This is a genomic window from Burkholderia sp. E168m22 (assembly GCF_001319805.1).
GTDB classification, from domain to species: domain Bacteria; phylum Pseudomonadota; class Gammaproteobacteria; order Burkholderiales; family Burkholderiaceae; genus Burkholderia; species Burkholderia orbicola.
Window position 1 is genome coordinate 12345 of sequence record NZ_BBSK01000155.1, and the last position, 25770, is coordinate 38114.

Sequence of the window (25770 nt, forward strand, 5' to 3'; positions counted from 1 at the left end):
TCCACCCCAAGGAGAAGCATCATGAATCGTCGTTACTGGCTGGCTTGGCTGGCCGTCTGCTCGATCGGCACGGTCGCGGCGTCCGCGCAGGCCGCGGACCCGGAAACCGTCAGGATCGGCTTCGCCGGCCCGCTGACGGGGCCGGTCGCGCGCGTCGGCAAGGATCTGCAATACGGCGCGCAGCTCGCCCTCGACGAGGAAAACGCGAAGCATCCGACCATCGGCGGCAAACCGGTGCGCTTCGTGCTCGACGTACAGGACGACCAGGCCGATCCGCGCATCGCGATCCAGGTCGCGCAGAAGCTCGTCGACGACGGCGTGGTCGGCGTGATCGGCCACTACAACTCCGGCTGCAGCATTCCGGCGTCGGCCGTCTACAAGCAGGCGAACGTCGCGATGATCACGCCCGGCTCGACCAATCCGCAACTGACGATGCAGGGCTTCAGGAACGTGTTCCGCACGATGGGGCACGACGGTGTCGGCGGCGTGGTGGCCGGCCGCTTCGCGGTCGAGCAGCTGAAGGCGAAGCGGATCGGCATCATCGACGATCGCACCGCGTTCGGCCAGGGTCTCGCCGACGCGTTCGAGAAGGGCGTGAAGGACGCGCACGGCAGCATCGTCGGCCGTGAATACACGAACGACAAGGCCGTCGATTTCCGCGGCATCCTGACGACGATGAAGAGCAACAACATCGACCTGCTGTTCTTCGGCGGGCTCGACGAACAGGGCGCGATGCTCGTCAAGCAGATGCGCTCGCTCGGCATCCGCGCGCAACTGTTCGGCGCCGGCGCATTGAAAAGCAACGCGTTCCTGAAGATCGCCGGCAACGCTGGCGAAGGCACGCAGGATCTGGAGCCCGGCCCGGCGCTCGACAAGCTGCCGTCGGCCGTCGCGTTCGCGCAGCGCTACAAGGCGCGCTTCAACCAGGATGTCGAACTGTATGCGCCGTTCGCGTACGACGCCGCGCTCGCGATGATCGCGGCGGTCCGCAAGGCCGACTCGCCCGATCGCGGCAAGATCGTCGCGAGCCTGCCCGGCGTGTCGGTCACCGGCGTGACCGGCAAGATCTCGTTCGACGAGCGTGGCGACCTGGTCAAGCCGCCGTACACGCTGTTCCGCGTCGAACAGGGGCAATGGCACAGCATTCGCACGGTCGGCGGCGCGTCGAACTGATCGACGCCGGGCGACAGGCGGCAGGCGCCGCCTATCGCGCCGTCTGCTGCCGCTGCACCTCCTGCGCTTTCATCTGCAGATACGCGCCGCGCTCCACTTCGTGCAGTTGCTGCGGATACTGCTCGGTCGCGTCGAACCAGCGCGCGAGGCGCTGGTCGACCGGCTTGTCGAGCGTCGCGAGATACGTGTCGATCGCGAGGTAGTAGCGCATCGTGTTGCGCTCCAGCAGCCCGCGCACGCCGCCGACGTACTGCGGCTGCGCGGCCGCGCCGACGTTCGTGAACCCGACCTTGTCGCTGCCGACCGTCGCGAGGTAGGTCTTCATCGCCATCCGGCCGACCGTGCCGAAGCCATACGAATACGTGAGATGCAGGAACGTGCGCGACGCGCCGACCGGCACGGCCTCCAGCGCGATCCGGTAATCCTTCGTACCCATCGGGCCGCTGTCGGCGGTCAGGTCCACCTGGAAATAGTCGGGCGTCGCGGCCGCCACGCGATAGCGGAACTGCACGCGATAGGTGTCCGACAGCTTCTGCTCGATCTTGCGGCCGAGGTTCACGTCGAGCACCGGGCCGTTGCCGCCGCTCGACGCGTGACAGTACTTCGTGTTCAGGTGCAGGATCAGCACCGCGCACCAGTTCGCGGGGCCTTGCGCGGGATCGTTGAGCTGGCCGTTCACGACCGCGAACGGATAATCGACGACCGCATAGATGTCGCCCTTCAGCGACGACGATGCCTCCGACGATTCGAGGACCACGGGCCGGTGAAACGCGTTGTCCTTCAATTGCGCGCCGAGGCTGCGGTAGCGCTCGAGCAGCGCGGCCGCGCCGTTCGCGCCCTCTGCGCCGAACGACAGCGCGCTCCAGCCCACGCACAGGGTCGCGACGAGCGCGTGCCAGACGCGGCGCGCATGCCGCGTGCCGCGTGAAGGTCCGGATGTCTCCATGTGTTTACTCCGTGGCGCACGATGGTCGCGCGCATGTGTCACAGAATACGCCTGCCGCTGCGGGCGTGACGTCGCATGCAGCATGATCGTCATCGGCCGCGCTTCACCGGCAGCGGCAATTGCGCGGCGGTGAGCCGGATCAGCGTCGCGAGCCACTCGCGATCGTCCCAGCGATCGCCGGCGATGACGAGATGCGGCTTCGCGCCCGGATACGGCGGGGCTTCGTCGCACGCGCCGAGATACGCGCGGCCTTCGGACGTCGGCTTGACGAACAGCCGGTCGTCGCAGACGAGCGCGACCATCCTGCCGTCGCAATAGATACCGTATTCGCCGAACATCTTGCGCGCCGATACCGTACCGGCCGCCGCGATCTGCTCGACGATGAAATCGATCGTGCTCTGGCTCGATGCCATGCGAATCTCCGGGATCGAAACATCGTCTGACCCGCGTCGACGCCGCGCCGTTCAACTCATTTGTCGATACCGAACGCGCTCGACATCTGCCGCGCCCGCTTCACGTCGTCGCCATGCAGATAGATCGACGTCGTCGAGATCGATGCATGCCGCAGGTTGTCGCGCACCGTCGTCAGCTCCGCGCCGCGCGCCAGCGCGTGGGTCGCATGCGTATGCCGCATCCAGTGCGGGCTCGCCTGGCGCAGCTTGTGCGCGAGCGCCGGATGGTCGGCTTCGACGGCGTCGGCCGTCTGCGCGAAGAAACGCTGCATCACCTTCCACAGCCGCACGCTCGTGATCGCGGCCGCGTCGTCTTCCGCGAGGCGCGGAATCAGCGGCGTATCGGGCCGCCAGCGCGCCGGCGTGACCGGCAACCGGCGCGCGACCAGATAGCGATCGAGCGCCGTGCGCGCCAGCGGCGGCAGCGCGACGCGGGCCGCCTTGCTGCCCTTGCCGATCACCTTCAGCCATGCGTCGCCGTGCGCATCCGTCTCGATGTCGCCGAGCGTCGCGCCGACCAGTTCGCTCGCGCGCAACCCGGTCGCATAGCCGAAATCGAGAATGAAGCGCAGCCGTTGCGCGGCGGCCGGCGTCCAGCCCGGCTGCGGCGCGCCGTCGGCCGTGCGCTTGCCGAACTCGAGCCCGTCGGCGATCGTGCGGACCAGCAGCCACTCGCCTTCGGTGAACGCGTGCGACGTGTCGAGCGCGGTCGCGCCGCGCGTGTCGCGCACCTTCACGCCCGCGAACGGATTCGCGAGCAGATAGCGCTGCTCGATCAGCCAGCGGAACAGCGCGCCGAGCACCGACAGCGTGTATGCCGCCGACCGCGCGGACAACGCCCCGGAGAACGGCCGCCAGTCGGGCGCACCGCGCGGCCGCACGGGCCCGACCCAGCGTTCGTGCGGCGTCGGGCGGCGGATGAACGCGCGATACGCGAGCGCATCCTCGGTGGTCAGCGACGACAGCGCGCGGCCGCGCTCGACGATCGCCCACAGGATCAGCCGCTCGGCCTCCTTGCGGTATGCGCGCCGCGTCGCGGCCGATTCGTGCAGCGACAGCCACGCGTGCACGGCCGCGTAATCGTTGTCCGCGTCGAGCGTGCTGGTCGCGCGCGGCGCGCGGAACGTGCCGGCCGAGCCGTCGACTTCGTGCGGCAGCTTCAGGTGCTCCCACGGCACGATGCTGCCGCGCGGCGTCGCGGCGATCAGCGCGCGCGCCCGTTCGGTCAGGTCCGGATGCGCGGCGAAGAATGCCTCGACGCGCCGCGCGCTGGCCATGCCGAGGCCCGCGATCGTGCGCCACCACTGGCGCCGGCGCGGAATCCGCACCGTCAGGTCGGCGAGCGTCGCGATCCCGTGCGCACGCAATGCCACGACCGCGCGTGCCGGCAGCCACAGGCCGACGTCGTCGCTGATCTGCGGGACCGGCGCGCGCGCATGGCGCAGCAGGCCGATCGCGTCGGTGGCCACCTTCGCCTCCCGCAAACGCTCACCGTCCGCGTGGCCGAGCCGTTCCGCGAGGTCGGGGCGACCGACCTGCCGCGCGACGCGCACGAGGCGACGGCGAATCGCGCCGATCACGCCGCGTGCCGACCGCCCGCCGCCGAGCCGGTCGGGCAGGTAGCGTTCGACGGCCTGGCGCACGGTCATGCCCGCGTACCACGCACGCAGCGCGGCCAGTTCGTCGGCGTCGGGAAAGCCTGCGGGCGCAGGCGCGGAATCGGAGGAAGGCGGTGAAGCGAGGCGCGGTTTCATGGGCGCCAGTTTGACAGAAGCGCCGAGCGGGCGGCAACGTCGAAGCGGCCGATATCCCGATCGGGCGGGACCACACGAAGGCGCCGGCGACGGCAAGCGACCACGCGAAATCCCGGCGGCGCAACGGCGGCCGCCGGTCGTCGCGAAACCGACACCCGACGTGCGCCGCCGCCTCGCCCGACCGCGTCACTCCTCGCCTTTCGGCCCCGGGTTCAGCATCACGACGAAGCCGGCGACGCCGACGATCAACGCGATGGCGCCGCCGCGCAGCGCCGTCGCGGCATCGAACAGCAGGCCCGTCACAACGGCCATCATCCCGGCAAGCGACACGAACACGGCGAGCGCCGCGACGACGATCCGGTACTGGCGGCGTATCATCGCGCGCGCCGCGTCATGCCGCGGCCGCGGCGGCCGACTCGTCGGCATCGTCGCCGCGAATCAGCAGCACCGGGCACTTCGAGCCGCGCACGAAACGCTCGGCGACGCTGCCGAGCAGCACGCGCCGGATGCCGCGCCGCCCGTGCGTGCCGACCACCGCGAGATCGATCCCGCGCTCCTTCACGTAGCGTTGCAGGCGTTCCGCGATGTCCTCGCCGATGCTCTCGGTCTCGACGAGTTCGGCTTCGCCCTTCGCGCCGGCCAGCGCGATGATCTGTTCGGCTTCGCGCAGCACCTTGCGCCCGTCGTCGCGAATTTCCTCGACGAGCGCGTGTGGATCGAGACGGCCGGCGTACGTGAACAGCACCGACTTGTCGACCACATACACGACGCTGACGTGCGTATCGCCCGCCAGCGCCACCTTCACGGCTTCGGCAAGCGCCTGTTTCGACGAAGCGCTGCCGTCGACCGCCACCATGATCTTCTCGTACATGCGAACCTCGCTGGGGTGAGTTTTTGCATGGCAGCGCGCTCTCTTATGCGCGGCCATGTCTCCATCATCGGCCGGCGGCGGGTTCGGATATTGATAGCGGTCAAGCCCGGCGGCGACCGTGCGTGCGGCAAAACGGCGCGACGGGAAGGGAAAAGCTCGTGTTTTCAGCACGGCCGCGAGCCGGGCCGGCAATGCGGGCGCCGAGGCCCTTTCGAGCGGCCATCGCCCCGAAGGCGCTATCATCGACCATGCGACTTTCGTCCGGCCCTTTTTTGCCGGCCCCACTTTCAACTCGCTCAACCGACATGACAACGACTACCGAACGCGTGGACGGCGCCGCCCAGCATCTCGTCGCCGCCCGCCATGCCGGCTCGCCCGGCCCGCTGCTGCCCGATGCGCTGCGCCCCGACGACATCGAAACCGCGCTCGCGATCCAGCAGCGCGTCGCCGACCTGCTCGGCGAACCCGTCGGCGGCTGGAAATGCGCACTGCCGCCGCCCGATCGCGTGATCCTCGCGCCGATCTTCGCGTCGACGATCCGCGAAGCCGATGCGCCGTACCGCGTCGTCGGCGGGCCGATCGTGCGGATCGAACCGGAAATCGCGTTCGTGCTCGATCGTGATCTGCCGGCACGCGAGCAGCCGTATGACGAAGGCGACGTGCGCGCCGCGATCCGCGAAGTGCGCATCGTGCTCGAAGTCCTCGGCTGCCGCTATGCGGAGCCGGCGCGCGCGTCGAAGTTCGAGTTGCTGGCCGACGGGCAATTCAACCAGGGGCTGTGCGTCGGCCCGGTCGTGCCGGACGGATTGAACGTGCCGCTCGAGACGCTGGCGCTGTCGTTCGAAGGCGCGCTGAACCGCACGATCGACGGCCGCCATCCAGACGGCGATCCGCTCAAGCCGCTGGTGTGGCTCGTCAATTTCCTCGCGTCGCGCGGCGATGCAGTGCGCGCCGGCCAGATCGTGACGACGGGCTCGTACGCGGGCGCGATCGAGGTGCCGCTCGGCGACGTGCTGACGGTGCGCTTCGGCGAACTCGGCAGCCTGTCGGTGACGTTGACGGCGTAACGGTTCACGTCTCTTTCACGCCCAACCCGCCATGTCGCTGACACCGCTTCCCGCCCTGCTCGACACCACCCTGCGCACCGTCGCGCGCCGTTACCGGTTGCCGCCGCTCGAGCGCGCGTCGTCGCTGACCGACGCGACGCACCCGGCCACCGCGCTGGCGATCGTGATCGAGGAGGCGCGCAGGATGCGGGCGGACGGCCACGCGCCCGGCGCGGATTTGCGGCAGCGCTTCATCGATGCGCTCGCGCGGATGATCCGCGACGCGATGGACCCGTCATCCGGCGATCCGTCGTTTCAGGCATCGGTGCTGCGTCACGATGCGCCGAACGTGCGCGAATACGCATCGTTGTCCGCGCACGCGGAGCAGGACCGGCGTGCGCTCTACTCGGCCGTCAATGCGATCGCGCATCCGGCCAAGCTCGAGCGCAGCGCACTGGCATGGCAACGCGACGGCCTCGCGCGCCTGCATGCGGCCGCGACCGCGGCGACGTGGGGCAAGCTGCATGCGGCGCTCGCGCACCTGCTCGCGCTGCCCGAGATGGCGACCGACGCGGCGTTCGAGCAAGACATCGTCAGGCTCAAGGACAGCCCCGCGCTCGAACGCATGCTGCGGCTCGATGCGCTGGCCGCGGACACGGACGTCCGTCGCTACCGCGCGCTGTGGGTCCGTCAGGGGCCGCTCGTCGGCAGCACGGTCGCGGTCGCGCAGGGCGCCGCATCTCAGCAGCGCGGCGCGGCCGTCGAGGCGCTGGCGGCCCAGGCGCTCGACGCACTGGCGCGCAAACTCGACGCGGTGGACGACGAGCGTACCTACCGCGTGGTCACGTCGATGCGCGTGCCTTCGTCGATCCCGGGCCGGCACGACCGCGCGAAAACCGAATGGGATGCGATCCTGCTCGAACGCGCGCGCGGCAGCGACCCGGCGGCCGCATGGAACGTGCGCTTCCTGGTCGAAGCGAAGGCCTCCGCGGACGCGGCGACGACCGATCTGCCGCGGCTGCGGCGCGGCCTGAACCTGCTCGCGCAGGCCGCACCCGACACGGTCTATGCATTCGAGACGCATCAGGGCACGGTGCACGTGCATGGCGCATCGCTGCACGCATTGACGACCGACGAAGGGGCGCTGCCACGCGAAGTGCTGTATTGCTGCGACGCGTCCGCGGACACGACGCCGCGCCTGCTGGGCGCCGCAAGCCGGATGCAGTTGCTGTCCGCGCAGGCGAGCCTCGAATACGCGAGCGCGCTCGCGCAACGGCCGGATGCCGATCCGGACGGCCTCGGCGTCATCTGGCACGCGTTGCTGACCCTGCCGCAGTGGCAAGCCGTGCTGCATCAGTACCCGTCGTTGCGGCAGGTCCGCGAACTGATGGTGGCCATCGACGACTTGCGCGCCGTGCTCGACGAGATGGATGACGGCGGCATCGCCAGCAGCGTCTGTGCGTGATGCGCTAGCGCGCGTTCACCGCGCGATGCTCACGCGCGTCAGGCTCAGTTGGTGAGCACCCCGAACGGCAGCGTCCATCCCGCCAGCCGGCCGCCGTCGCCCCAGCGCGCATCGGTTGCACCGCACGGCAGCAGGATCGGCGCGGCCGCGCACTCGAGCGTCTCCTTCGGCGTGTGGCCGAATTCCGCCTTGAACAACCGGTGAAAATATTTCTCGTCGGGAAAGCCGTGCGCCCACGCGATTTCCGCAATGCGCTGATGCCGGCGCTGCGGATCGCCGAGCACGTGATACGCGTGACGCAAGCGCCGCCGCGTGATCTGCCGCATCACGCCGCCCTCTTCCTTGAACAACTGATAGAGCCGCGCCCGCGACACGCCGATGTCGCGGCAGATCCGTTCGGGCGTGAGGTCCGGCTCCAGCAAATGCAGGTCGATGTAGCGACGCACGCGATCGACCAGCGCATGGTCGATCGGGCCGCGTGCGTCGTTCAACGCCTGCGCGCTCGGCGACACCGCCGCGGCCAGCAGCAACAGCATCGACTGGACAATGCTGGGCACGTCCTGCATGCGCAGGTTCGGCAGGTTGCGGAACAGCGACAGCATCTGGTCGGCGACCAGCCGGCCCACGCCGCTCGTCAGCGTCTGGCCGTGCGCCTGGGCTGCATGGGCCGGCAGCAGATAGCGGGGCACGACGAGGCTGATCACGTCGCCGGCCTCGACCTTGCAGTCGTTGATCTGCGCGACGTCGTAGACGAACAGGTCGCCGGCGCCCTTGATCAATTCGGGCCCGCCGGTATGGCTCGCCAGCCGCCCGCCGAGCAGCAGCGTGAAGCGGATCGAATCCTGCCCGTCGAGCCGGATTCGCCGCGGCGTGCGGCGCACTGTATAGGTCGGCGCGCGCGAGTGCCAGTGCCGGCCGGACAAGATCAGCGGGCCGAGCGCCGCGCCGGTTGCTTCCGCGTCGCACGGGCCGTGGCCGCCGTCGTCGTCGAGCCGGTAGTCGCACAGCATGTCCTTGACCCAGACGTGGAACCGGTCCGGCTCGGGATAGTCGGTCGTGCGGAACCTGAAAACAGGGACAAATGCAGCTTGATCCATGACAGTTTTTTATCGAACCGGCGGGTCAGGAAAGAATCGGTTCGTCAATTATCGGACCAAACTGCGTCGGCGCAAGGCCCACGCGGTGCATCGTCCCCCTAAGCGATCGACCGACGCCCGACGCCGGGCGTGGTCGTCATCGCGGCCATCACCGCTGCGGATGGCATTCCCAGTTGTTGTACGTCGGCCGATCGATCGGCGTGAGCCCCGGAATCATGAACACCGTACAGCCGAAACGCCGCCCCTTGCCGGTCGTCGCGTCGTAACTCACCTTCTGGCCGCCCAGCCCGTCCTTCTTCCCGTACTGGACGTTGGCGATCGTGATCTCGTCCGACGACGCGAGCCCGAGCGTCTTCGCGGTCGACGTCTGGACGTCGACCATGTTCATCTGCGTCGAGCCGCACGCGGCGAGCACGAGGCCAGCGACGGTGACGGCCAGCGCGGTCCGGGCGGTGCAATACAAGGTTTGCTTCATGGTTTCTCCTTCGATTTCCCCAATACGAGGCGCTTACGTGCCCGGCGTATAAAAACTGGCCTGGATCTGGCTGCCGATCGTCGCGACATACGATTGCCAGAGGAGCGCCATCGCCCCCGTCGCGTTGACGGCCAGCGCGGGCCACGACGCGCTCTGCGGCGCCACCGTCGACGCGCTCCACGCGCCCTTCCGGTAGCTGGCCACGATGACGGCCGACGCACCCGGCAAACCGGTGTCCTGCCACGCAGCCGTCACGTTGCCTCCGGCATCGACCACGAGCGGCGGGTACTGAAGTGCGGCGCCGTTCAGGTGTTCCGTCAGCCGCTGCAACGGCCCCCAGTTGCCGCTGGCATCGGACACGCTCACCTGCAGCGCCGCGCCGCCTTCCGCCCACATCGCGGCGGCCACGCCGTTTTCGTTGACGGCCAGCATCGGCGTCGCGATGAACCCGGTCGGCTCGACGATCGCGGGCGCGACCGGTTGCGACGGCTGCCACCCGGTGCCGGACACGTAGCGTTGCGACATCGTGGTGGTAGTGATATGCCCGCCCGTCACGTCGAGCTGCCCCCAGAGCAGCGTGATGTTGCCCTTCGCGTCCATGCCGGCCACCGGCGAGATGATCGTCGTGAACAGGCTCGTGTTCGACACGGCCTGGTTGACGTCGGTCCAGCCGTTGGCGGCGTCGTACGTGGCCGTCCACAGCGCCGAGTGCGTATGGTTGGTCTGCCGCCACGCGAGCACGGCCCGGCCGGACGACAGCACCGAAATCATCGGCCCCACGTTGTCGGTGTCGCCGGTCACCGCGCCCGGCCCGGTCTGCACCGGCATCTGGATCAGCGCCGTCGGCGACCACTGTCCGGACTGCGTGTAGCGCGTCCATGCGATACGCGTGTCGAGCAGGCTGATCGACTGGGTCCACGCGACGAGCGCGTTGCCCTGGCCGTCGATCCCGGCCGAATAGGTCGACCCCGTCACGTCCGGCGCGACTTCGAACGCCGCGCCCCAGCCGCCGGCCGGGCTGTACGGGCGCGCCCACAGCGCATACGTGTTCGGGCCCGGCATCCATTCGGTCCAGAACGCGACGGCCTGCCCGCTCGCGTTGCCGACCACGCGCGACGGGCTTGAGCTCGTCGTGTTCATCGAATGCGAGCCGTCGCCCGTGTCGAGCCGCGTCGCGGTGCCCCAGCCCGAACCTGCGGCATAGCGCGCGCCCCACATCTCGTTGCCGTTCGCGCCGGTCGGGCCGTTGGTCATCCAGGTGGCGAGCGCATTGCCGCTCGCGTCGATAGTCACGCTGGGGGCGCCCTCCGGCCCCTTGCCGTCCACCGCGGCGGCGGTCGACCAGCCGGCCTGCGGCTGCGTGGCGCCGCCGCCAGTCGGGCTGCCGTTCGACCCGCCGCTCGTTCCGCCCCCGGGCGACGTCGAGCCGGACGGCGAACCGGGATTCGTCGGCGTCGACGACGATGACGACGCGCCGCCGTTCGGCGCGACATCGTCGCCGCCGCATGCGGTCAGCGCGAGCGCGGCCGCCATGACCATCCATGTAATGGGTTTCATCGGAATCCTCTTGTTTTCGTTGTCCGGCGCACTCTCGTCTGCCGTTGGCCGACACGACGTATCGTGTCGCCCTTAAAATTGTTAAGTAATGCTACTGAACAGGCATGTAAAACGGCATCCGTTCGCCTCCCTCTCATGATCGATTCCGTCGCGCGGATCGATGCGAACGCCGCTTTCGGCAGACCTCCCCGTCGTGCAGTGCGGCCCCCGTCAGGTCGTCTATCGTCGGACGTCCGCCGCTGCCGGCTGCATCTTAATTCAAGCGATCCGGATTCAAGGTGGCGTTGCGTCCACACTGAGTGGATTTCCGTTTCGCGAGGCCGGCCCGCGGCGCGGCTGGCGGCCCTGCGCACCGCCGGCCGTCACGCCCCGTGAGGTACGATACGCGCCGGGGCAAAACACCCCCTGAGAGAACCGGCCGTCGCGGCCCCCTACCCGGCACAAGAAAAATGCGAAGAAACCCGACGCTGAACCGAAACCTGTTCGCCGCGCTGGCGGCCAGCCTGCTCTGGACGCCCGCCGCCCACGCCAGCGGAGACGACGGCTGCTACGTGCCGAACACGCTCCGGCAGACCTCCTACTCGTGCGGCAACGTGCCGATGCTGACGCCCGCCAACGACACGCGCATCAACGCGATGCTGATGATGGTCGACAGCGCCAAGGTCGCGCAGGTGTTTCCGGACCCGAAGACCATCCCGGCGAAAGACCGGATCAACCAGATCGTCGTGCCGTTCCCGATGGATTTCTCCGGATGGATCTACATCGGCCAGAAGGAGCCCGACAAGAGCGGCGGCGCAGCGGAGGCCGATGCGTCGTCGAACCGGTATGCCGACGGCGAAGGCAGCATCTGCCGCAGCATGAGCGCGGGCGCGGACGCGTTCAACGCCGCACTGGGGGGCGCCGGCGGCCTGCCCGCCGACGAAGCCGCACGCCTGCGCGCGGCGCGCGCCGACATCGCGCAGAAGACCTGTGCCGCGGGCGGCGCGAGCGCCGCGTGGACGAAGCCGCCGGTCAAGTCGCCGCTCGGCCAGCAGTTCGCCGCGTACCTCGACGGCACGAACGCGTTCTACCGCGCCGACTTCCTCACCGCGACCCGGGCCTTCGCGAACGCATCGCACAGCGCGGACCCGTGGCTGAAGGAAACCGGCCTCTACATGGCCGGCCGCGCGCAGTTGAACGCCGCGCAGGCCAACGTATTCGACAACGACAGCCCGACGCCGACGCGCGCACGCGTGATGAAGGTATCGCTCGACGCGGCGAACACGGTGTTCCGGACCTACCTGAAGGTGTATCCGAAGGGACGCTATGCGGTGTCCGCGAGCGGGCTGCTGCGACGGGTCGCGTGGCTCGGCGGGAACGTCACGCAGCAGGCCGACCTGTACGGCCGTGCGCTCGCGCGCTGGTCGCCGGCCACGTCGAACGTGCCGCTGATGCAACTGGCAAACGAACTCGACAGCAAGCTGCTGTTCGGCTCCGAATTCGACGCAAGCCAGATCCAGTCGCCGACCGTGCTCGCCACCGTCGACCTGCTGCGCATGCGCGCGTCGGACAGCAGCGATGCGAGCCGCAAGCCGATGACGCTCGACGAGCTGCAGGCGCAGAAGCCGCGCTTCGCGAACGCGCCCGCGCTGTACGACTACCTGCTCGCGACCTGGTACGTGCAGATCGGGCACAAGCCGGACGCCGCCCTCGACCTGCTGCCGCAAACGCCCGCCGCGCCGCTCGACTACTTCGGGCTGAGCCAGCAGGCGCTGCGCGGGTTCGCGCTGGAGGACAGCGGCCAGAACGACAAGGCCCGCCAGCTGTGGCGCGACCTGATCCCGCTCGCGACGTTCCGCTTCCAGCGCGAAATGCTGGAGCTCGCGCTCGCGATCAACCTGGAGCAGGCCGGGCTCGTCAACGACGCGTTCGCCGACGATTCGCTCGTGCGGAACGTCGCGATCCGCGCGGTGTTGCTGCAGCGCGCGGCCAATGCCGAGCTGCTGCGCGCGCAGGCGCAGAATCAGGCGACGAGCGGCGCGCTGCGCGATACCGCGCTGTACACGCTGCTGTACAAGGAGCTCACGCGTTCGCACTACGCGGATTTCATCGCCGATACCGCACTGGTGCCCGGCGCGCCCGCCGATCCATTGAAGCCGTTCGTCGCAGCCGCCGCGAAAAACGAGGACGGCTACACGTGCCTGTCGGCGCGCGACATCGCCGCGACGCTGCAGCAGAATCCCGCCGATCCGAAAGGGCTGAACTGCCTCGCCGATTTCGTGCGCCTTCATCCGCCCGCGTACGGCCTCGAAACCGAACCGGTGCCGTCGTGGGTCCGCAACGCGTCGAGCACGGCCGCCACGCGCGTGCCGCCGACGCTCGGCGCGGCGCCGTCGCAGTTCGCGGGCAAGCCGTACGAACGGATGTCGAGCTACGTGACGGTGATGGCCGATACGCAGGCGAACCCGAACGACCGCGCGTACGCGTTCTATCGCGCGATCAAGTGCTACGCGCCGGGCGGCTCCAACGAATGCGGCGGCAAGGAGGTGCCGAAGAGCACGCGCAAGCGCTGGTTCGACACGCTGAAGACCGCCTATCCAGGTAGCCCGTGGGCGCAGAAGCTCCGCTACTACTGGTAAGCGCCGCATGAAGCGCATCGCGTGCGTCGCGCTGCTGCTGGCCGCGCGCGTCGCGCTGGGCGGCACCGTCGACGCCGCGCGGTACGACGCATTCTGGCTATGGGCCGGCGTAAAGCCGCAGGCGGTCGTGCACGGTGCGCGCATCGTCTACGTGCTGCAAGGTCAGATCGAAGCGTCGCCGCGGACGAGTCGCAGGTGCGCGTGATCGCGCAGGGCGTCGCGCTGCCGCCCGCGCCCGACGCGCGCGTGTGGCTCGTCTATCGTGCGCATACGCTGCGCTGGACCCCGCGCGTCACGCAGATCATGCTCGCGCAGCTCGCACGCTGGCGTGCGTCGGGCCGCACGATCGCCGGCATCCAGATCGATTTCGATGCGGGCACGCGCCACCTGCAGGATTACCTCGCATTCCTGCGCACGCTGCGCGAAACCTTGCCCGCCGATTGCCGGCTCAGCATCACGGGGCTGCTCGACTGGAGCAGCCGCATCGATACCGACCAGGTCAACCAGCTCAAGGGCATCGTCGACGAGGTGGTCGTGCAGACCTACCAGGGCCGCCGGACAATCCCCGACTACGCGGCCTACCTGCCGCGCGTCGCGCGGCTGCAATTACCGTTTCGCATCGGCGTGATCCAGGGCGGCGAGTGGGACGCGCCGCCGTATCTCGCGTCGAATCCGTGGTTCCGCGGCTACGTCGTGTTCCTGCGCAACGATTAGCGGGCGCCAACGAAGCGTAACGCCAATCGCCGACCCGCTACGCGACGCTCGCGATCGTGCCGCCGAGCCCGGCGAGCGCAATCGCGAGCAGCGCAAGCGCCGACGACGCCGAGATCCACCGCTGCTTCCGATGAATCGCCGGATGGTTGATCGCGGCCATGTAGCCGGTCATGATCGTGAAATCGACCGCGATCCACAACGCAGCGAGGATCGCGAGGCTCACGCGCGAATCGGGCGTGATGCCGACGAACTGCGGAAAGAACGCGACGAAGAACAGCACATCCTTCGGATTCGCGATGCCGACGAGGAAGCCGCGCACGACGCCGGGCAACCCGCGCGGCCGTGACGCCGGTTCGCCCGCCGCCGTGCCGTCGCCACTGCGCCCGCGACCGGCGCGCCATTCGCCGACCAGCGTCCGGATCGCGAGCACCGCGATGAACAGGCAACCCGCGACGTGCAGCCCGGCGAGCAGCCGAGCGCTGACCATCACGACGCCGAACACCATCAGCATCGCGCCCGCGATCAGCACGAGGCTCGCCGCATTCGCGCCCACCGCGGTCAGCACGCCTTGACGGAACCCGCGCCGCGCAACCGTGCCCGTGACGAGCATGACGACCGGGCCGGGCGTCGCGATGAGCAGCACGATCGCGGCCAGATAGGCAAACAGCAGCGGGTAATGGAGTGTCATGACAAAAAGTTGTTCGATGAGTCGGCAGGCGTGCCCGTCACGGTGGCATCATGGGGGCCACGATGTGACAAAAAGCGCGGTGACGAGCAGTATCACGCGCCCGGCCTGTCGATCGAAAACGGAAAATCCTGCCTGATGACATGAGTCTTGTTCATACTCGAAACCGATGAAGGCCAAACCGCTTCCCCCCGTCTATGCGCTCCGCGCGTTCGAGAGCGCCGCGCGCAACGGCTCGTTCACGCTGGCCGCCGAGGAACTGAGCCTGACGCAAAGCGCGGTCAGCAAGCACGTGAAGACACTGGAGGCCTACTTCGGCCGGAAGCTGTTCGTCCGGCACGGGCCAAAAATGACCGTGACGGCGGAAGCCCACATCTTCGCGGCCGGCCTCAGGCGCGGGTTCCGGCAGGTCGAGGAAGCGTGCATGCTGTTCCGCACGCAACGCGACGTGCTGCGGCTCAAGGCGCCGTCCACGCTGACGATGCGCTGGCTGCTCGACGCACTGGCCGCCTTTCGCGGCACACGGCCGGCGTTCGAGGTGCAGATCGCGAGCGTGTGGATGGATGTCGACACCGTCGATTTTTTCAGCGAATCCTACGATTGCGCGATCCTGCTCGGTGCAGGCAAGTTCGGCGAAAGCACGCATTGCGTGAAGCTGTTCGACGAATGGCTGATTCCGGTGTGCTCGCGGGCCACCGCCGCGGTCGCGCGCGCGAATCCCGCCGCGTGCGAGCTGATCCATCCGTCGCCCGACCGGCGCGACTGGCGCCGCTGGCTCAACGGCAGCGGTCACGACCTGAATGTGGACATCACGCGCGGGCAGGTGTTCGACATGCTCGAACAGGGCATCGCGGCGGCCATCGCCGGTCACGGGATGTCGATCGGCGACCTCGCGCTGTGCGCGACGGCGATCGACGAGAAGCAGCTCGTGCTGCCGTTCAAGACAGCCGTGAGCACCGGCGATGCGTACTACCTCGTATGGCCGGAAGATTCCGCCAAGGCCGCGCAGGTACGCGAGTTGCATGCGTTCCTGGCCGGCCGGATGCCGCGTCTCGCGCATCCGGGCGTTCGCTTCGTCGATTTGGGGTGAAGCACGCGGCGGGCGATCCGTCCTTTTCCACGCGCGGCCGGATCGCCTGCCTTCGATCATGGCGCCGCCCGCCGCAGCGGGCCGGCGCCGATACCGTCAGCCCCGCACGAACGCGAGCAGGTCGGCGTTGAGCACGTCGGCATTGACCGTCAGCATCCCGTGCGAATAGCCCGGGTAGGTCTTCAGCGTGCCATTCTTCAGCAGCTTGATCGATTTCAGCGCGGCATCCGCGATCGGTACGATCTGGTCGTCTTCGCCATGCAGCACGAGCGTCGGGACGGAGATCGACTTCAGGTCCTCGGTCTGGTCCGTTTCCGAAAACGCCTTGATGCCGTCGTAATGCGCCTTCGCGCTGCCTTCCATCCCCTGCCGCCACCAGTTGCGGATCACGCCCTGGTGCACGGTCGCGCCTTCGCGATTGAACCCGTAGAACGGGCCGCTCGGCACGTCGAGGAAGAACTGCGCGCGGTTGTCGGCGAGCGCCTTGCGGAAGCCGTCGAACACCTCGAGCGGCAAGCCTTCGGGGTTCGAATCGGTTTTCACCATCAGCGGCGGCACCGCGCTGACCAGCACGGCCTTCGCGACGCGGCCGGCCGGCTCGCCGTGCTTCGCGACGTAGCGCGCCACTTCACCGCCGCCGGTCGAGTGCCCGATATGCACCGCATTGCGCAGGTCGAGCGCTTCGACGACCGCGAACGCGTCGGCGGCGTAATGATCCATGTCGTGGCCGTCCCAGACCTGCGCCGAGCGGCCATGGCCGCGGCGGTCGTGCGCGATCACGCGATAGCCGTGCTGGACGAAGAACAGCAGTTGCGCATCCCAGTCGTCGCTGGACAGCGGCCAGCCGTGGTGGAACATGACGGGCTGCGCGTCTTTCGGACCCCAATCCTTGTAGAAAATCTCGACGTTGTCCTTCGTGGTGGCGTATGGCATCGCGATGCTCCTGTGAGGTGAATGAACGTGGCGAACGGGCCGCTGCCATTATCGGCCATTATTGTGAAACCACGACGCCATCGTGCAATGCGATGGCCGATCATCCACCGGCAGGAAACGAACGACGCCGCGCGCGTCAGCCGTCAACCGTCCGTCGACACCGTCACGGCTTCCCACGCGCGGATTTCTTCGTCCAGCGCCGCCAGCTTGTTCCGCACGAGCCGCAGCGCGTCGCTGCCGAGCAGCAGATGCGCGGGCGGATGGTCCGCCGCGATCACGGCGAGCATCGCCCGCGCGGCCTTCGCGGGGTCGCCTGGCTGCTTGCCGCTTTTCTCCTCCCGCGCGCGGCGGATCGGATCGAACAACGCGTCGTAGTCGGCGATCGAGCGCGGCGTGCGCGCCATCGAGCGGCCAGCCCAGTCGGTGCGGAACGAACCTGGCGCGACGGCCGTCACCGCGATGCCGAACGGTTCGAGTTCCTTGCCGAGCGTCTCGGAAATGCCCTCCAGCGCGAACTTGCTGCCGCAGTAGTACGCGATGCCCGGCATCGTGATGTGCCCGCCCATCGACGTGATGTTCAGGATGCGGCCGCGCCGGCGTTCGCGCATGAACGGCACGACGGCCTTCATCATCGCGACCGCGCCGAACACGTTCACGTCGAACTGCCGGCGCATCTCGTCGAGCGGCGCCTCCTCCATGATCCCTTCGTGCCCGTAACCCGCGTTGTTCACCAGCACGTCGACGGGCCCGACGTTCGCCTCGATGTCCGCGACGACGCCGTCGATACGCTCGAAGTCGGTCACGTCGAGCACCCGCGCGACGGCCGCCTGCGGGGACAACGCTTCGAAGTCGCGCGCCGCCTGCGCGCCGCGCACCGTACCAACCACCGTGTGACCGGCGGCCAGCGCTTCCTGGGCCAGCGCACGGCCGAACCCGCTGCTGACGCCGGTGATGAGCATGATGTTGCCGGATGCCATGTGAGCCTCTCCCGAATGTCGATTGAAGCATGCATACTAGTCTGACGAACGACGCCGAATAAGCCCGATTCCGCTGATTTTCTTGCACAAAACTATGAGTACCACACCCCGTTCGACCCGAGCTTCGTTACTGTCGCCGCGCGACCGGAAGCGCCTGATGACGCTGCTGCGCGCGCTGGCGCCCGACGAGGGCTACAACCTGACCGCGCTGCCGAGCGTGCGCATCCTGCGCTCGAACCGCGCGCTGTCGCGCACGCCGGTGCTGTACGACCCGGGCATCGTGATCGTGTGTCAGGGATCGAAGCGCGGGTACTTCGGCGGCGAGCGCTATTTGTACGACGAGCACCATTACCTGGCCGTCTCCGTGCCCGTGCCGTTCAGCATGGAAACCGACGCCACGCCGGAGCGCCCGCTGCTCGCGCTGTACCTGCACCTCGATTTCACGCTGGCCGCCGAACTCGCCGCGCAGATCGACCGAGCCGGCGTCGCGGAAGCCGTGCAGGCGCCGAAGAGCATGATGTCGACGCCGATGGATGACGCGATGCACGCGTCGGTGCTGCGTTTCGTCGAGGCGATGCAGCGGCCGCTCGACGCCGCGGTGCTCGGCCCGGCGCTGCTTCGCGAGCTGTATTTCCGCGTGCTGACCGGCGCGCAGGGCAATGCGATGCGCAACGCACTGGCGATGCGCGGGCAATTCGGCCGGATCGGGCGCTCGTTGCGCATGATTCATACCGATTACGCACGGCCGCTCGACGTGTCGCAACTGGCCGATGAAGCCGGCATGAGCGTGCCGAGCTTTCACAGTCACTTCAAGGCGATCACGCAGGTGTCGCCGATGCAGTACCTGAAGTCGACGCGCCTGCATCAGGCGCGGCTGTTGATGGTGCGTCAGGACCTGACGGCGGAAGCGGCCGGCTACGCGGTCGGCTATACGAGCCCGTCGCAGTTCAGCCGGGAATTCAAGCGCCTGTTCGGCTTGACGCCGGCGAAGGAAACGCAGCGCATGCGCGCGAGCTTCGCGATTCCGCAGGCGTTCGACGATGCGGTGTTCGTGTCGTCGCATTGACGTCATTGACGTGCGCCGAACCGGGCGCGCGACGCACGCGTTCATCGCGCGGCATCGAGCGCGAGGCCGGCCAGCGACTTCAGGATGAACGCGGTCACGCCCCAGATGTCCCGCGGCTGATCGGCCCAATACCAACCGCCCGCACGTTCGCCGTCCGCGTCTTGCCGCGGCAAATCCGATTCACCAGCGCGGCGAACGGGAACACGACAATTTCCTCGGCTCAACCGGCCGACATCGGTTCGCCCGCGGCACCGACCGTCGCACGGGATGCCCCGACCCACGCGGCCACCGTCACCGCACCGGCCGCGACGAGCATCATCGCGCCCCACCCGAGCCGTTCGACGAGCATGCCTGCCGCCACGGCGCCGCCTGCGCCGGCTGCGTAGTACAGCGTCAGGTACGCGGCGTTCAACGCACCGGCCCGCACGGGCTGAATCGCCACGACACGGGCCTGATTCGCGACCTGCGCGGCAAAACAACCGGCATCGAACAACGCCAGCCCGACGCCCAGCCAGCCCGGATGACCGAGCGCGACGCCAAGCAACAACGTGGAAAGTGCAGCCACGGCGAGCCCGCCGCCGATCACCGCTCGATCGCCGAAGCGATCCGTGAGCTTGCCGGCCACGCGCGTCACGCCCAGGCCGAGCACGCCGGCGAGACTGTATGCGCCGATCTCGGCCGCTCCCAGGTTGTACGGCGGCGCGGCCAGACGAATCGCCAGCCCCACCCAGACCAGATTGAACGCGAAGAACCACAGCATGCCGGCACAGGTGCGGCGCCTCAATGCGGCGCTGTCGCGCAGCAGCCGCGGAATCGCGCCGATCGTGGCTGCGTGGCCGGAACGCCGCTCGGGGCGACCGCCGGGCAACAGCACGCCACTGCCGACGGCCGCCAGCGCCACGCAACCGGCCAATGCGAGCAGCGCACCGCGCCACCCGCACCATTGCGACAACGCCCCGCCGACGAAACGGCTCAGCAGGATGCCGGCGGAAATGCCCGCGGACACCATCCCCATTGCTCCGCCACGCCGCTGCGGCTCCGCATGCTTGCCGACCACCGCGCTGCATTGCGCCGCGACCGTCGTGGCCGCCCCCACCAGCAGGAAGCAGGCGTCGAGCGCGAACGGCGTCGACGACAGCGACGCGCACGCGAGCAACGCCGCGAGCACGCCCATTTGCGCCGGAATGAGCGTGCGCGGACCGAACCGGTCGACCAGCGGCACCAGCAGCGCCAGGCCGGCCAGATAGCCGAGCATCGTCACGGACGCGAGTGTCGCCATCCGCGCGGCTGGCACGCCGAAATCGCCGGCAATGGCCGACAGCGACGGCTGCAGCGCATAGCCGTTGGCGATCGCGACGCCCGCCGCGAGCGCCAGCATCGCGATCGCGGTGCGGGACAGGTACGCGTGCGGGCCGGCGACCGTCATGCGACGGGCCGGACCGCGATCGCCTCGACTTCGACCCGAATCTCCGGATCGACGAACGGCAACGCATGGACCAGCGAGAACGCCGGCCGGATCTCGCCGTATATCTCGCCGTGCGCACGTGCCGCGTCTTCCCAATGGTCGAAGTCGGCGACCACCAGCCGGCTCTGGACGACATCCGACAGCGCGAATCCGCTGTCCGCGAGGACCTTGCCGAGCGTCGCCAACGCATCGCGCGTCTGCGCATATACGTCGTCGCCTTTGCCGGCCGTCCCCGACACGTAGATCGTGTTGTCGACGACCACGGCACGCGAATAGCCCACCTTCGGCTCCCACGGGGAGCCGGTACTGATCCGTTGACGCATCTTGATGATCCTCCTTGGCAAGGTTTGGAAATCTCACTTACTACTTCGGTAGTAAGTGAGATCGATTTTATACTACTCCGGTAGTTAATCAAGCACCGCCGTGATGCTGATCACGGCCATCCGAGTCCATCCACATGAACGAAAACGCGGAACTGATCACGTCCCTGATCCGGCTTGGCTTCACGCAATACGAGGCGCAGGCGTACGCGGCGCTCGTCGGCCAAGCCGCGTTGACGGGGGCGGAAGTCGGCCGGCGCGCCGGCATGCCGCCATCGAAGGTCTACGAGACCCTCGGCCGCCTGGAGGCGCGCGGCGCGGTGCTCGTCAACCGCTCCGAACCGGTCCGCTATGCCGCCGTGCCGCACCGCTCGCTGCTGGAAGAATTGCGCACACGTTTCAACGCGGATCTCGAGCTGGCGGCGGGCGCGCTCGACCGGCTGCCGGTGCGGCAAGAGCCGGGGCTGGTCTGGTCGTTGAGCGGGCGGGAGGCGATCGTCAGCGCCTTCGTGCGCGTGATCGACCAGGCGAAAACGGAAATCTTCGCGGGCGTCTGGGACGAAGAGATCGACGATCTCGGGCCACTGCTCGAAGCGGCCGCGGCGCGCGGCGTCGATACGCACGTGGCGATCTACGGCACGCGCACGCTCAACGGGCCGCGTCACTACGACATGGCCAAATGCGGCGCCAGCGCGAGACTTCGGCTCTCCGGACGGCGGCTGGCCGTCGCGGTCGCGGACGACACCGAGGCAGTGGTCGCGGAATTCGGCGATCAGTCGCCCGACCAGGCGACGCTGACGACCAATCCGGTCATCGCGCTGCTCGCGGTCGAGTACATCAAGGCCGACGTGAGCGGCCGCGTACTGATCGACGCAATGGGTCCGGCGGAATACCGGAAAGTGCTGAAGCATCCCGACATGCAGGCGATGCTTGCACCGCCCGACAAGCGGGGCTGACCTCGACGAGATATCGATGACCCAATACACCTTTCGCCTGCTGAACGTCTTCGCCGAATCGACGTTCGGCGGCAATCCGCTGTGCGTGTTCGACGATGCGCGCGGCATGGACGACGCGACCATGCAGGCGCTGGCCGTGCAGTTCAACCTGTCCGAGACGACCTTCGTGCTGCCGTCCGATCGGGCACATGCACGTGTGCGGATCTTCACGCCCGGCTACGAGATGGCTTTCGCGGGCCATCCGACGCTCGGCACCGCGCACGTCGTGCGCGAGCGGCTGAATGCCGGCGATGCGCTGTCGCTCGAATTCAAGGCCGGCGTCGTCGACGTCACCGCGCGCGACGACGTGTGGACCTTCATCGCGCCGCACGCCGGCATGCCGAACACGGCGCCGTGCACGTTGCCCGATGCGCAGGTCGCGGCGCTGCTCGGGCTCACCGAGGACGATCTGCTCGCGCCGCCGCTGTGGGTCAATACCGGCGCCGACCAGTTGCTGGTCGCGCTCAAGGACCCGGCCGCCGTGCGGCGCGCGCGGCCCGACGGCGCACGCGTCGACATCTGGCCGCCAAGCAGCCTCGGCCGCAGGACCGCGTACGTATTCGCGTTCGACGACGCACGCCCGGGGACGGTCGTGTCCCGCTACTTCTTCGTGAAGCAAGGCGGCGGCGTGTCGGAAGATCCGGGCACCGGTTCGGCCTGTGCGAACCTGGGCGGCTGGCTGCTTGCGGCCAGTCACGATCTGCCGGCCGCGCTTCGGGTCGAGCAAGGCGAAGCCGTCGGCCGGCCCTGCCTGCTGCACTTGTCGGTCGATGCCGCGGGCAAAATCGGCGTCGGCGGGCGCGTGATCGAACTCGGGCGCGGCGTGATCAACGTGTGATCGCCGCGCGCCCGCCGACGCCGCCGCTCATCGCGCGCCCACCCGCCACACCGTCACTTCGTGCAGCGTCTCGCCCGGCTTGAGCGCCGTCGACGGGAAGGCCGGATGATTCGGCGAATCGGGGAAATGCTCGGCTTCCAGCGCGAATGCATCGGTTTGCCGGTAGACCGTGCCGCCCTTGCCCGCGACGCTGCCGTTCAACCCGTTGGCCGTATAGAACTGCAGCCCCGGCTGCGTCGTGTACAGCTCGAGGAAACGCCCCGACGCCGGGTCGTAGGCACGCGCGGCGAACGCCGGCGCCGGCTGGCCGCCCTGGTCGAGCACCCAGTTCTGGTCGTAGCCATGCGCGATCGCGAGCTGCGGATACGCATCGCGCAAATGCGCGCCGATCGGCGTCGGCTGGCGCAGGTCCATCGGCGTGCCCGCGACGCTCGCCAGTTGCCCGGTCGGAATCGACGTATCGTCGGTCGGCGTGAAGCGCGATGCGGCGATCTCGATCAGTTGCCGCTCGACGCTGCCGCCCGCCTGCCCGGCCAGATTGAAGTAGCTGTGGTTGGTCAGGTTGACGACCGTGTTCTTGTCCGTCGTGGCGCGGTAGTCGATGCGGATCTGGTTGTCGCCGGTCAGCGTATAGGTCACGTCCGTCGTCAACGTGCCGGGGAAGCCGTTCTCGCCGTCGGGGCTCACGTAGCGCAGCGTGACGCTCGAACCGGTCGCGTCGCTGTGCGTGCCGGTGACCGTCCAGACCTTCGCGTCGAAACTGTCGGGGCCGCCGTGCAGCGTGTTCGGCCCGTCGTTGACCGGCAGCTTCCACGTCTTGCCGTCGAGCGCGAAGCGCCCGCCCGCGATGCGGTTCGCATACCGGCCGATCAGCGCGCCGAAATGGATGTTGCCGTTGTGCGCCTCGTAGTCGCGCAGCGAATCGAAGCCGAGCACGATGTCGGCCGCGTGCCCGGTGCGGTCGGGCACGTCGAGCGCGGTCACGATACCGCCGTACGTGATGACTTTCAGCGTCACGCCGCGCCGGTTCGCGAGCGTGTACTGGCTCACCGCCTGCCCGGTCGCGGTCGTCCCGTAATCGGCTCGGCTGATCGAGACTTCGGGCGCCGCCGATGCAACGGCTGCGTGCAGCCCGAACGTTGCGAACACACCCATCACGAGCATCGGTTGTCGCGGCCAGCGTCGTTTCATGGAAATCTCTCCAAAGTAGTGCGGCCCGTGCGGCCGCGCAAGTTGCATGCCTGCACGTCGCCGCGGTTGTCATGCCGCGCCCCGCATCCGCGTCGCGACGATCACGTGTGGTCCGCGCGCCACCGACGAGGCGTGACACCGGTCAACCGCGTAAACGTTCGCGAGAAATGGCTCTGATCGGCGAAGCCGCACGCAACGGCGATCATGCTCAACGGCATGTTCGGGTCGCGCATCCATTCCTTCGCCCGTTCGACGCGCTGCACGATGAGCCAGCGATGCGGCGGCAGCCCGGTCGTTCGATGAAACGCCTTGACGAAATGGCCGCGCGACAGCCCGCACGCGCTCGCCACGTCGGCCAGGCCGATGTTGCCGTCGAGGTGCGCGAGCAGCAACTCCTTCGCGCGGCGCGCCTGCGACGGCGTGAGCTTGCCGTCCGACCTTTCCCGCCGTTCGCCGACGCCGCCGTAACGATGCGCGACGTGCGCCTGAAACGCCAGCCCCACGTGATCGATGAAGATCTGGGACGCTTCAGCGGGCCGGGCCAGCGCGGGCAGCAGCGCGTGTCCGAGCGCATGGATGACCGAATCGTGGGTGCTCAGATGCGGCGGCAGATAAAGCTGCGGCCGCTGCCGGCCGCCGAGGTCGTCGACCGTTTCCTCGAGCGTGTGGCGCGGCAGATGGAAATGCAGGCAATCGAACGCGCCCTGGAGATCGGCCACCCAGCGACGGTCGAGATCGTAGATCGACACGGTTCCCGCGTCATACGGAACGAACGGTGCGGGGCGGCCGTCGAGCCACAGATCCTGCTCGCCGAACGGGTGCAACTGCAGCACGATCAGATCCGTATTCTCGAGTTCATAGGGCGCGGTCAGCCCCATGTTCCTGCGCAAGGTCTTGAGCCGGACGATACCGATTTGCCCGTTCGGCAACGCTTGCGTGACGACGGTCTGCCTGACGTCGGCGGGGATGAAATCGGACGATGCGGTATCCGGCTGAGGGGCGCTCATGGGGCGAGGCGGGAAGCTGAATGAACGAGGCTTATCACTCTAGCAAATCGCGGCGACGCACGCTGCTCGCGCCGCACCCCGCACTGGTATGATGCGCCAGCCACCCCCTACCGGAATTTTCGATGAAGCTGTCATTCGAAGCGCTCGAAGCCCTGGACGCGATCGACCGCACCGGCACCTTTGCCGAAGCAGCGGAACTGCTGCATCGTGTCCCGTCCGCGCTCACCTACCTGGTGCAGAAACTCGAAAGCGATCTCGGCGTGGCGCTGTTCGACCGCAGCGGACGGCGCGCGAAGCTCACGCATGCGGGCCGCATCGTCGTCGAGGAAGGCCGGCGCCTGCTGCGTGCGGCCGAGCAGCTCGAAATGAAGGCGCTGCGCGCGCAACAGGGCTGGGAAACGGAAGTCCGCGTCTGTATCGACGAAATCCTGCCGTTCGACGCGCTGTGGCCGTACGTCCACCGGTTCTACGCGCTCGGGATGGACACGCGGTTGCGGCTGTCGACGGAAGTGCTCGGCGGCGCGTGGGATGCGCTGATTTCGCGGCGGGCGGATCTCGTCGTCGGCGCGGCGGGCGAACCGCCGGAATTGCCGGGCATCGTCGCACGGCCGATCGGCTCGCTGAAACACGTGTTCGCGGTCGCGCCGTCCCATCCGCTCGCGGCGCTGCCCGAACCGCTGGCGATGGCGTCGGTCGTCCAGTATCGCGGCGCGGTGATCAGCGATACGTCGCGCGAACTGCAGCCGCAGTCGGTCGCGATCGATGCGGGCCAGCCGTATCTCGCGGTACCGACGCTGGCCGCGAAGCTGGAAGCGCAATGCGAAGGGCTCGCGGTCGGCACGCTGCCGGAATGCATCGCGGCGCGCGCGATCGCCGACGGCAAGCTCGTCGCGCGCCAGGTGACCGGCATGCGCGATACCACGCACTGCTATCTCGCGTGGCGCGGCGACGAGGCGGGCCGCGCGCTGCACTGGTGGGTCGAGCAACTCGACCAGCCCGATCTCGTCGATCGTTTCACGACGCCGGACTGACGCG

General features: G+C 68.5%; 25 protein-coding genes and 1 pseudogene. 10 read left to right on the forward strand and 16 right to left on the reverse strand.

All coding sequences use genetic code 11. The features are described from left to right. Positions 1 to 21 precede the first annotated feature (21 nt). Entirely contained in the window at positions 22 to 1173 is a 1152-nt protein-coding gene (locus AP428_RS33930) for a branched-chain amino acid ABC transporter substrate-binding protein (protein ID WP_011694989.1), read from the forward strand. A gap of 31 nt (positions 1174 to 1204) precedes the next feature. Here AP428_RS33930 and AP428_RS33935 read toward each other — a convergent pair whose 3' ends face one another. The 5 genes from AP428_RS33935 to AP428_RS33955 all read right to left on the reverse strand — a co-directional run bounded on the left by AP428_RS33935 (position 1205) and on the right by AP428_RS33955 (position 5196). After that, positions 1205 to 2119, reverse strand: a complete 915-nt coding sequence (locus AP428_RS33935; protein ID WP_011545636.1) for a hypothetical protein — start codon at positions 2117 to 2119, stop codon at positions 1205 to 1207. Positions 2120 to 2208: 89 nt separating this feature from the next. Further along, complete coding sequence (locus AP428_RS33940; RefSeq protein WP_011545637.1) at positions 2209 to 2532, reverse strand: TfoX/Sxy family protein; 324 nt, start codon at positions 2530 to 2532, stop codon at positions 2209 to 2211. Between the two features lie 56 nt (positions 2533 to 2588). Then, positions 2589 to 4325, reverse strand: a complete 1737-nt coding sequence (locus AP428_RS33945) for a site-specific integrase (RefSeq protein WP_011694988.1) — start codon at positions 4323 to 4325, stop codon at positions 2589 to 2591. A gap of 186 nt (positions 4326 to 4511) precedes the next feature. Next, the gene (locus AP428_RS33950) at positions 4512 to 4703 is read right to left on the reverse strand and encodes a DUF2964 family protein (protein ID WP_011545639.1); all 192 of its coding nucleotides are present in this window, start codon (positions 4701 to 4703) and stop codon (positions 4512 to 4514) included. Positions 4704 to 4716: 13 nt separating this feature from the next. After that, the gene (locus tag AP428_RS33955) at positions 4717 to 5196 is read right to left on the reverse strand and encodes a universal stress protein (RefSeq protein ID WP_011545640.1); all 480 of its coding nucleotides are present in this window, start codon (positions 5194 to 5196) and stop codon (positions 4717 to 4719) included. A 305-nt stretch (positions 5197 to 5501) separates the two neighbouring features. Between AP428_RS33955 and AP428_RS33960 the strand changes: the two genes are divergently transcribed. Together AP428_RS33960 and AP428_RS33965 are read left to right on the forward strand one after the other, a co-directional pair. Next, positions 5502 to 6263: a 2-keto-4-pentenoate hydratase gene (locus AP428_RS33960; RefSeq protein ID WP_011545641.1), complete on the forward strand. Its 762-nt coding sequence runs from the start codon at positions 5502 to 5504 to the stop codon at positions 6261 to 6263. Positions 6264 to 6294: 31 nt separating this feature from the next. After that, a complete protein-coding gene (locus AP428_RS33965) occupies positions 6295 to 7707 on the forward strand; it encodes a hypothetical protein (RefSeq protein WP_011545642.1) in 1413 nt (470 codons plus the stop codon). A 44-nt stretch (positions 7708 to 7751) separates the two neighbouring features. Here AP428_RS33965 and AP428_RS33970 read toward each other — a convergent pair whose 3' ends face one another. From AP428_RS33970 to AP428_RS33980, 3 genes are all read right to left on the reverse strand, one after another. Next, positions 7752 to 8804, reverse strand: coding sequence for an AraC family transcriptional regulator (locus AP428_RS33970; RefSeq protein ID WP_011545643.1), 1053 nt, complete (start codon positions 8802 to 8804; stop codon positions 7752 to 7754). 148 nt (positions 8805 to 8952) lie between these two features. Beyond that, positions 8953 to 9279: a hypothetical protein gene (locus AP428_RS33975; protein WP_006481339.1), complete on the reverse strand. Its 327-nt coding sequence runs from the start codon at positions 9277 to 9279 to the stop codon at positions 8953 to 8955. Positions 9280 to 9312: 33 nt separating this feature from the next. Next, complete coding sequence (locus tag AP428_RS33980) at positions 9313 to 10836, reverse strand: hypothetical protein (protein WP_011545644.1); 1524 nt, start codon at positions 10834 to 10836, stop codon at positions 9313 to 9315. Positions 10837 to 11285: 449 nt separating this feature from the next. On the opposite strand from AP428_RS33980, the gene AP428_RS33985 reads away from it, so the two are divergent. Beyond that, a complete protein-coding gene (locus tag AP428_RS33985) occupies positions 11286 to 13454 on the forward strand; it encodes a hypothetical protein (protein WP_011545645.1) in 2169 nt (722 codons plus the stop codon). Positions 13455 to 13461: 7 nt separating this feature from the next. Then, a pseudogene (locus AP428_RS33990) lies at positions 13462 to 14168 on the forward strand (DUF3142 domain-containing protein). Positions 14169 to 14205: 37 nt separating this feature from the next. Here AP428_RS33990 and AP428_RS33995 read toward each other — a convergent pair. Then, entirely contained in the window at positions 14206 to 14856 is a 651-nt protein-coding gene (locus AP428_RS33995; RefSeq protein ID WP_011545647.1) for a LysE family translocator, read from the reverse strand. A gap of 166 nt (positions 14857 to 15022) precedes the next feature. Here AP428_RS33995 and AP428_RS34000 point away from each other — a divergent pair, with 166 nt between their 5' ends. Next, on the forward strand, positions 15023 to 15943 hold the full coding sequence (locus AP428_RS34000; RefSeq protein ID WP_011545648.1) for a LysR substrate-binding domain-containing protein: 921 nt from the start codon (positions 15023 to 15025) through the stop codon (positions 15941 to 15943). 96 nt (positions 15944 to 16039) lie between these two features. Here AP428_RS34000 and AP428_RS34005 read toward each other — a convergent pair whose 3' ends face one another. Both AP428_RS34005 and AP428_RS34010 read right to left on the reverse strand, forming a co-directional pair. After that, positions 16040 to 16876: an alpha/beta fold hydrolase gene (locus tag AP428_RS34005; protein WP_011545649.1), complete on the reverse strand. Its 837-nt coding sequence runs from the start codon at positions 16874 to 16876 to the stop codon at positions 16040 to 16042. 143 nt (positions 16877 to 17019) lie between these two features. Continuing rightward, the gene (locus AP428_RS34010; protein WP_011545650.1) at positions 17020 to 17853 is read right to left on the reverse strand and encodes an oxidoreductase; all 834 of its coding nucleotides are present in this window, start codon (positions 17851 to 17853) and stop codon (positions 17020 to 17022) included. A gap of 94 nt (positions 17854 to 17947) precedes the next feature. On the opposite strand from AP428_RS34010, the gene AP428_RS34015 reads away from it, so the two are divergent. After that, complete coding sequence (locus AP428_RS34015) at positions 17948 to 18919, forward strand: AraC family transcriptional regulator (protein ID WP_011545651.1); 972 nt, start codon at positions 17948 to 17950, stop codon at positions 18917 to 18919. 41 nt (positions 18920 to 18960) lie between these two features. Here AP428_RS34015 and AP428_RS37730 read toward each other — a convergent pair whose 3' ends face one another. The 3 genes from AP428_RS37730 to AP428_RS34025 are packed head-to-tail and all read right to left on the reverse strand — an operon-like array spanning position 18961 to position 20707. After that, the gene (locus tag AP428_RS37730) at positions 18961 to 19092 is read right to left on the reverse strand and encodes a hypothetical protein (RefSeq protein WP_260426933.1); all 132 of its coding nucleotides are present in this window, start codon (positions 19090 to 19092) and stop codon (positions 18961 to 18963) included. Positions 19093 to 19139: 47 nt separating this feature from the next. Continuing rightward, on the reverse strand, positions 19140 to 20345 hold the full coding sequence (locus AP428_RS34020; protein WP_011545652.1) for an MFS transporter: 1206 nt from the start codon (positions 20343 to 20345) through the stop codon (positions 19140 to 19142). Continuing rightward, on the reverse strand, positions 20342 to 20707 hold the full coding sequence (locus AP428_RS34025) for a RidA family protein (protein ID WP_011545653.1): 366 nt from the start codon (positions 20705 to 20707) through the stop codon (positions 20342 to 20344). The genes AP428_RS34020 and AP428_RS34025 overlap by 4 nt, the downstream gene beginning before the upstream one ends. Before the next feature lie 134 nt (positions 20708 to 20841). Here AP428_RS34025 and AP428_RS34030 point away from each other — a divergent pair, with 134 nt between their 5' ends. After that, positions 20842 to 21660 (forward strand): TrmB family transcriptional regulator, encoded by an 819-nt coding sequence (locus AP428_RS34030; RefSeq protein ID WP_011545654.1) that lies wholly within the window; start codon positions 20842 to 20844, stop codon positions 21658 to 21660. A gap of 16 nt (positions 21661 to 21676) precedes the next feature. Further along, positions 21677 to 22537, forward strand: a complete 861-nt coding sequence (locus AP428_RS34035; protein ID WP_011545655.1) for a PhzF family phenazine biosynthesis protein — start codon at positions 21677 to 21679, stop codon at positions 22535 to 22537. 27 nt (positions 22538 to 22564) lie between these two features. Here AP428_RS34035 and AP428_RS34040 read toward each other — a convergent pair whose 3' ends face one another. Both AP428_RS34040 and AP428_RS34045 read right to left on the reverse strand, forming a co-directional pair. Then, complete coding sequence (locus AP428_RS34040; RefSeq protein WP_011545656.1) at positions 22565 to 23728, reverse strand: aldose epimerase family protein; 1164 nt, start codon at positions 23726 to 23728, stop codon at positions 22565 to 22567. A 101-nt stretch (positions 23729 to 23829) separates the two neighbouring features. After that, positions 23830 to 24735, reverse strand: a complete 906-nt coding sequence (locus AP428_RS34045) for an AraC family transcriptional regulator (protein WP_011545657.1) — start codon at positions 24733 to 24735, stop codon at positions 23830 to 23832. A 122-nt stretch (positions 24736 to 24857) separates the two neighbouring features. Between AP428_RS34045 and AP428_RS34050 the strand changes: the two genes are divergently transcribed. Then, on the forward strand, positions 24858 to 25766 hold the full coding sequence (locus tag AP428_RS34050; protein ID WP_006481353.1) for a LysR family transcriptional regulator: 909 nt from the start codon (positions 24858 to 24860) through the stop codon (positions 25764 to 25766). The last annotated feature ends 4 nt before the right edge of the window (positions 25767 to 25770 follow it).

Excerpts from the sequence above, each read along its gene's own strand:
- AP428_RS33930 (WP_011694989.1), top strand. The coding sequence starts at position 22 with ATGAATCGTCGTTACTGGCTGGCTTGGCTGGCCGTCTGCTCGATCGGC.
- AP428_RS33935 (WP_011545636.1), bottom strand. The coding sequence starts at position 2,119 with ATGGAGACATCCGGACCTTCACGCGGCACGCGGCATGCGCGCCGCGTC.
- AP428_RS33940 (WP_011545637.1), bottom strand. The coding sequence starts at position 2,532 with ATGGCATCGAGCCAGAGCACGATCGATTTCATCGTCGAGCAGATCGCG.
- AP428_RS33945 (WP_011694988.1), bottom strand. The coding sequence starts at position 4,325 with ATGAAACCGCGCCTCGCTTCACCGCCTTCCTCCGATTCCGCGCCTGCG.
- AP428_RS33950 (WP_011545639.1), bottom strand. The coding sequence starts at position 4,703 with ATGATACGCCGCCAGTACCGGATCGTCGTCGCGGCGCTCGCCGTGTTC.
- AP428_RS33955 (WP_011545640.1), bottom strand. The coding sequence starts at position 5,196 with ATGTACGAGAAGATCATGGTGGCGGTCGACGGCAGCGCTTCGTCGAAA.
- AP428_RS33960 (WP_011545641.1), top strand. The coding sequence starts at position 5,502 with ATGACAACGACTACCGAACGCGTGGACGGCGCCGCCCAGCATCTCGTC.
- AP428_RS33965 (WP_011545642.1), top strand. The coding sequence starts at position 6,295 with ATGTCGCTGACACCGCTTCCCGCCCTGCTCGACACCACCCTGCGCACC.
- AP428_RS33970 (WP_011545643.1), bottom strand. The coding sequence starts at position 8,804 with ATGGATCAAGCTGCATTTGTCCCTGTTTTCAGGTTCCGCACGACCGAC.
- AP428_RS33975 (WP_006481339.1), bottom strand. The coding sequence starts at position 9,279 with ATGAAGCAAACCTTGTATTGCACCGCCCGGACCGCGCTGGCCGTCACC.
- AP428_RS33980 (WP_011545644.1), bottom strand. The coding sequence starts at position 10,836 with ATGAAACCCATTACATGGATGGTCATGGCGGCCGCGCTCGCGCTGACC.
- AP428_RS33985 (WP_011545645.1), top strand. The coding sequence starts at position 11,286 with ATGCGAAGAAACCCGACGCTGAACCGAAACCTGTTCGCCGCGCTGGCG.
- AP428_RS33995 (WP_011545647.1), bottom strand. The coding sequence starts at position 14,856 with ATGACACTCCATTACCCGCTGCTGTTTGCCTATCTGGCCGCGATCGTG.
- AP428_RS34000 (WP_011545648.1), top strand. The coding sequence starts at position 15,023 with ATGAAGGCCAAACCGCTTCCCCCCGTCTATGCGCTCCGCGCGTTCGAG.
- AP428_RS34005 (WP_011545649.1), bottom strand. The coding sequence starts at position 16,876 with ATGCCATACGCCACCACGAAGGACAACGTCGAGATTTTCTACAAGGAT.
- AP428_RS34010 (WP_011545650.1), bottom strand. The coding sequence starts at position 17,853 with ATGGCATCCGGCAACATCATGCTCATCACCGGCGTCAGCAGCGGGTTC.
- AP428_RS34015 (WP_011545651.1), top strand. The coding sequence starts at position 17,948 with ATGAGTACCACACCCCGTTCGACCCGAGCTTCGTTACTGTCGCCGCGC.
- AP428_RS34020 (WP_011545652.1), bottom strand. The coding sequence starts at position 20,345 with ATGACGGTCGCCGGCCCGCACGCGTACCTGTCCCGCACCGCGATCGCG.
- AP428_RS34025 (WP_011545653.1), bottom strand. The coding sequence starts at position 20,707 with ATGCGTCAACGGATCAGTACCGGCTCCCCGTGGGAGCCGAAGGTGGGC.
- AP428_RS34030 (WP_011545654.1), top strand. The coding sequence starts at position 20,842 with ATGAACGAAAACGCGGAACTGATCACGTCCCTGATCCGGCTTGGCTTC.
- AP428_RS34035 (WP_011545655.1), top strand. The coding sequence starts at position 21,677 with ATGACCCAATACACCTTTCGCCTGCTGAACGTCTTCGCCGAATCGACG.
- AP428_RS34040 (WP_011545656.1), bottom strand. The coding sequence starts at position 23,728 with ATGAAACGACGCTGGCCGCGACAACCGATGCTCGTGATGGGTGTGTTC.
- AP428_RS34045 (WP_011545657.1), bottom strand. The coding sequence starts at position 24,735 with ATGAGCGCCCCTCAGCCGGATACCGCATCGTCCGATTTCATCCCCGCC.
- AP428_RS34050 (WP_006481353.1), top strand. The coding sequence starts at position 24,858 with ATGAAGCTGTCATTCGAAGCGCTCGAAGCCCTGGACGCGATCGACCGC.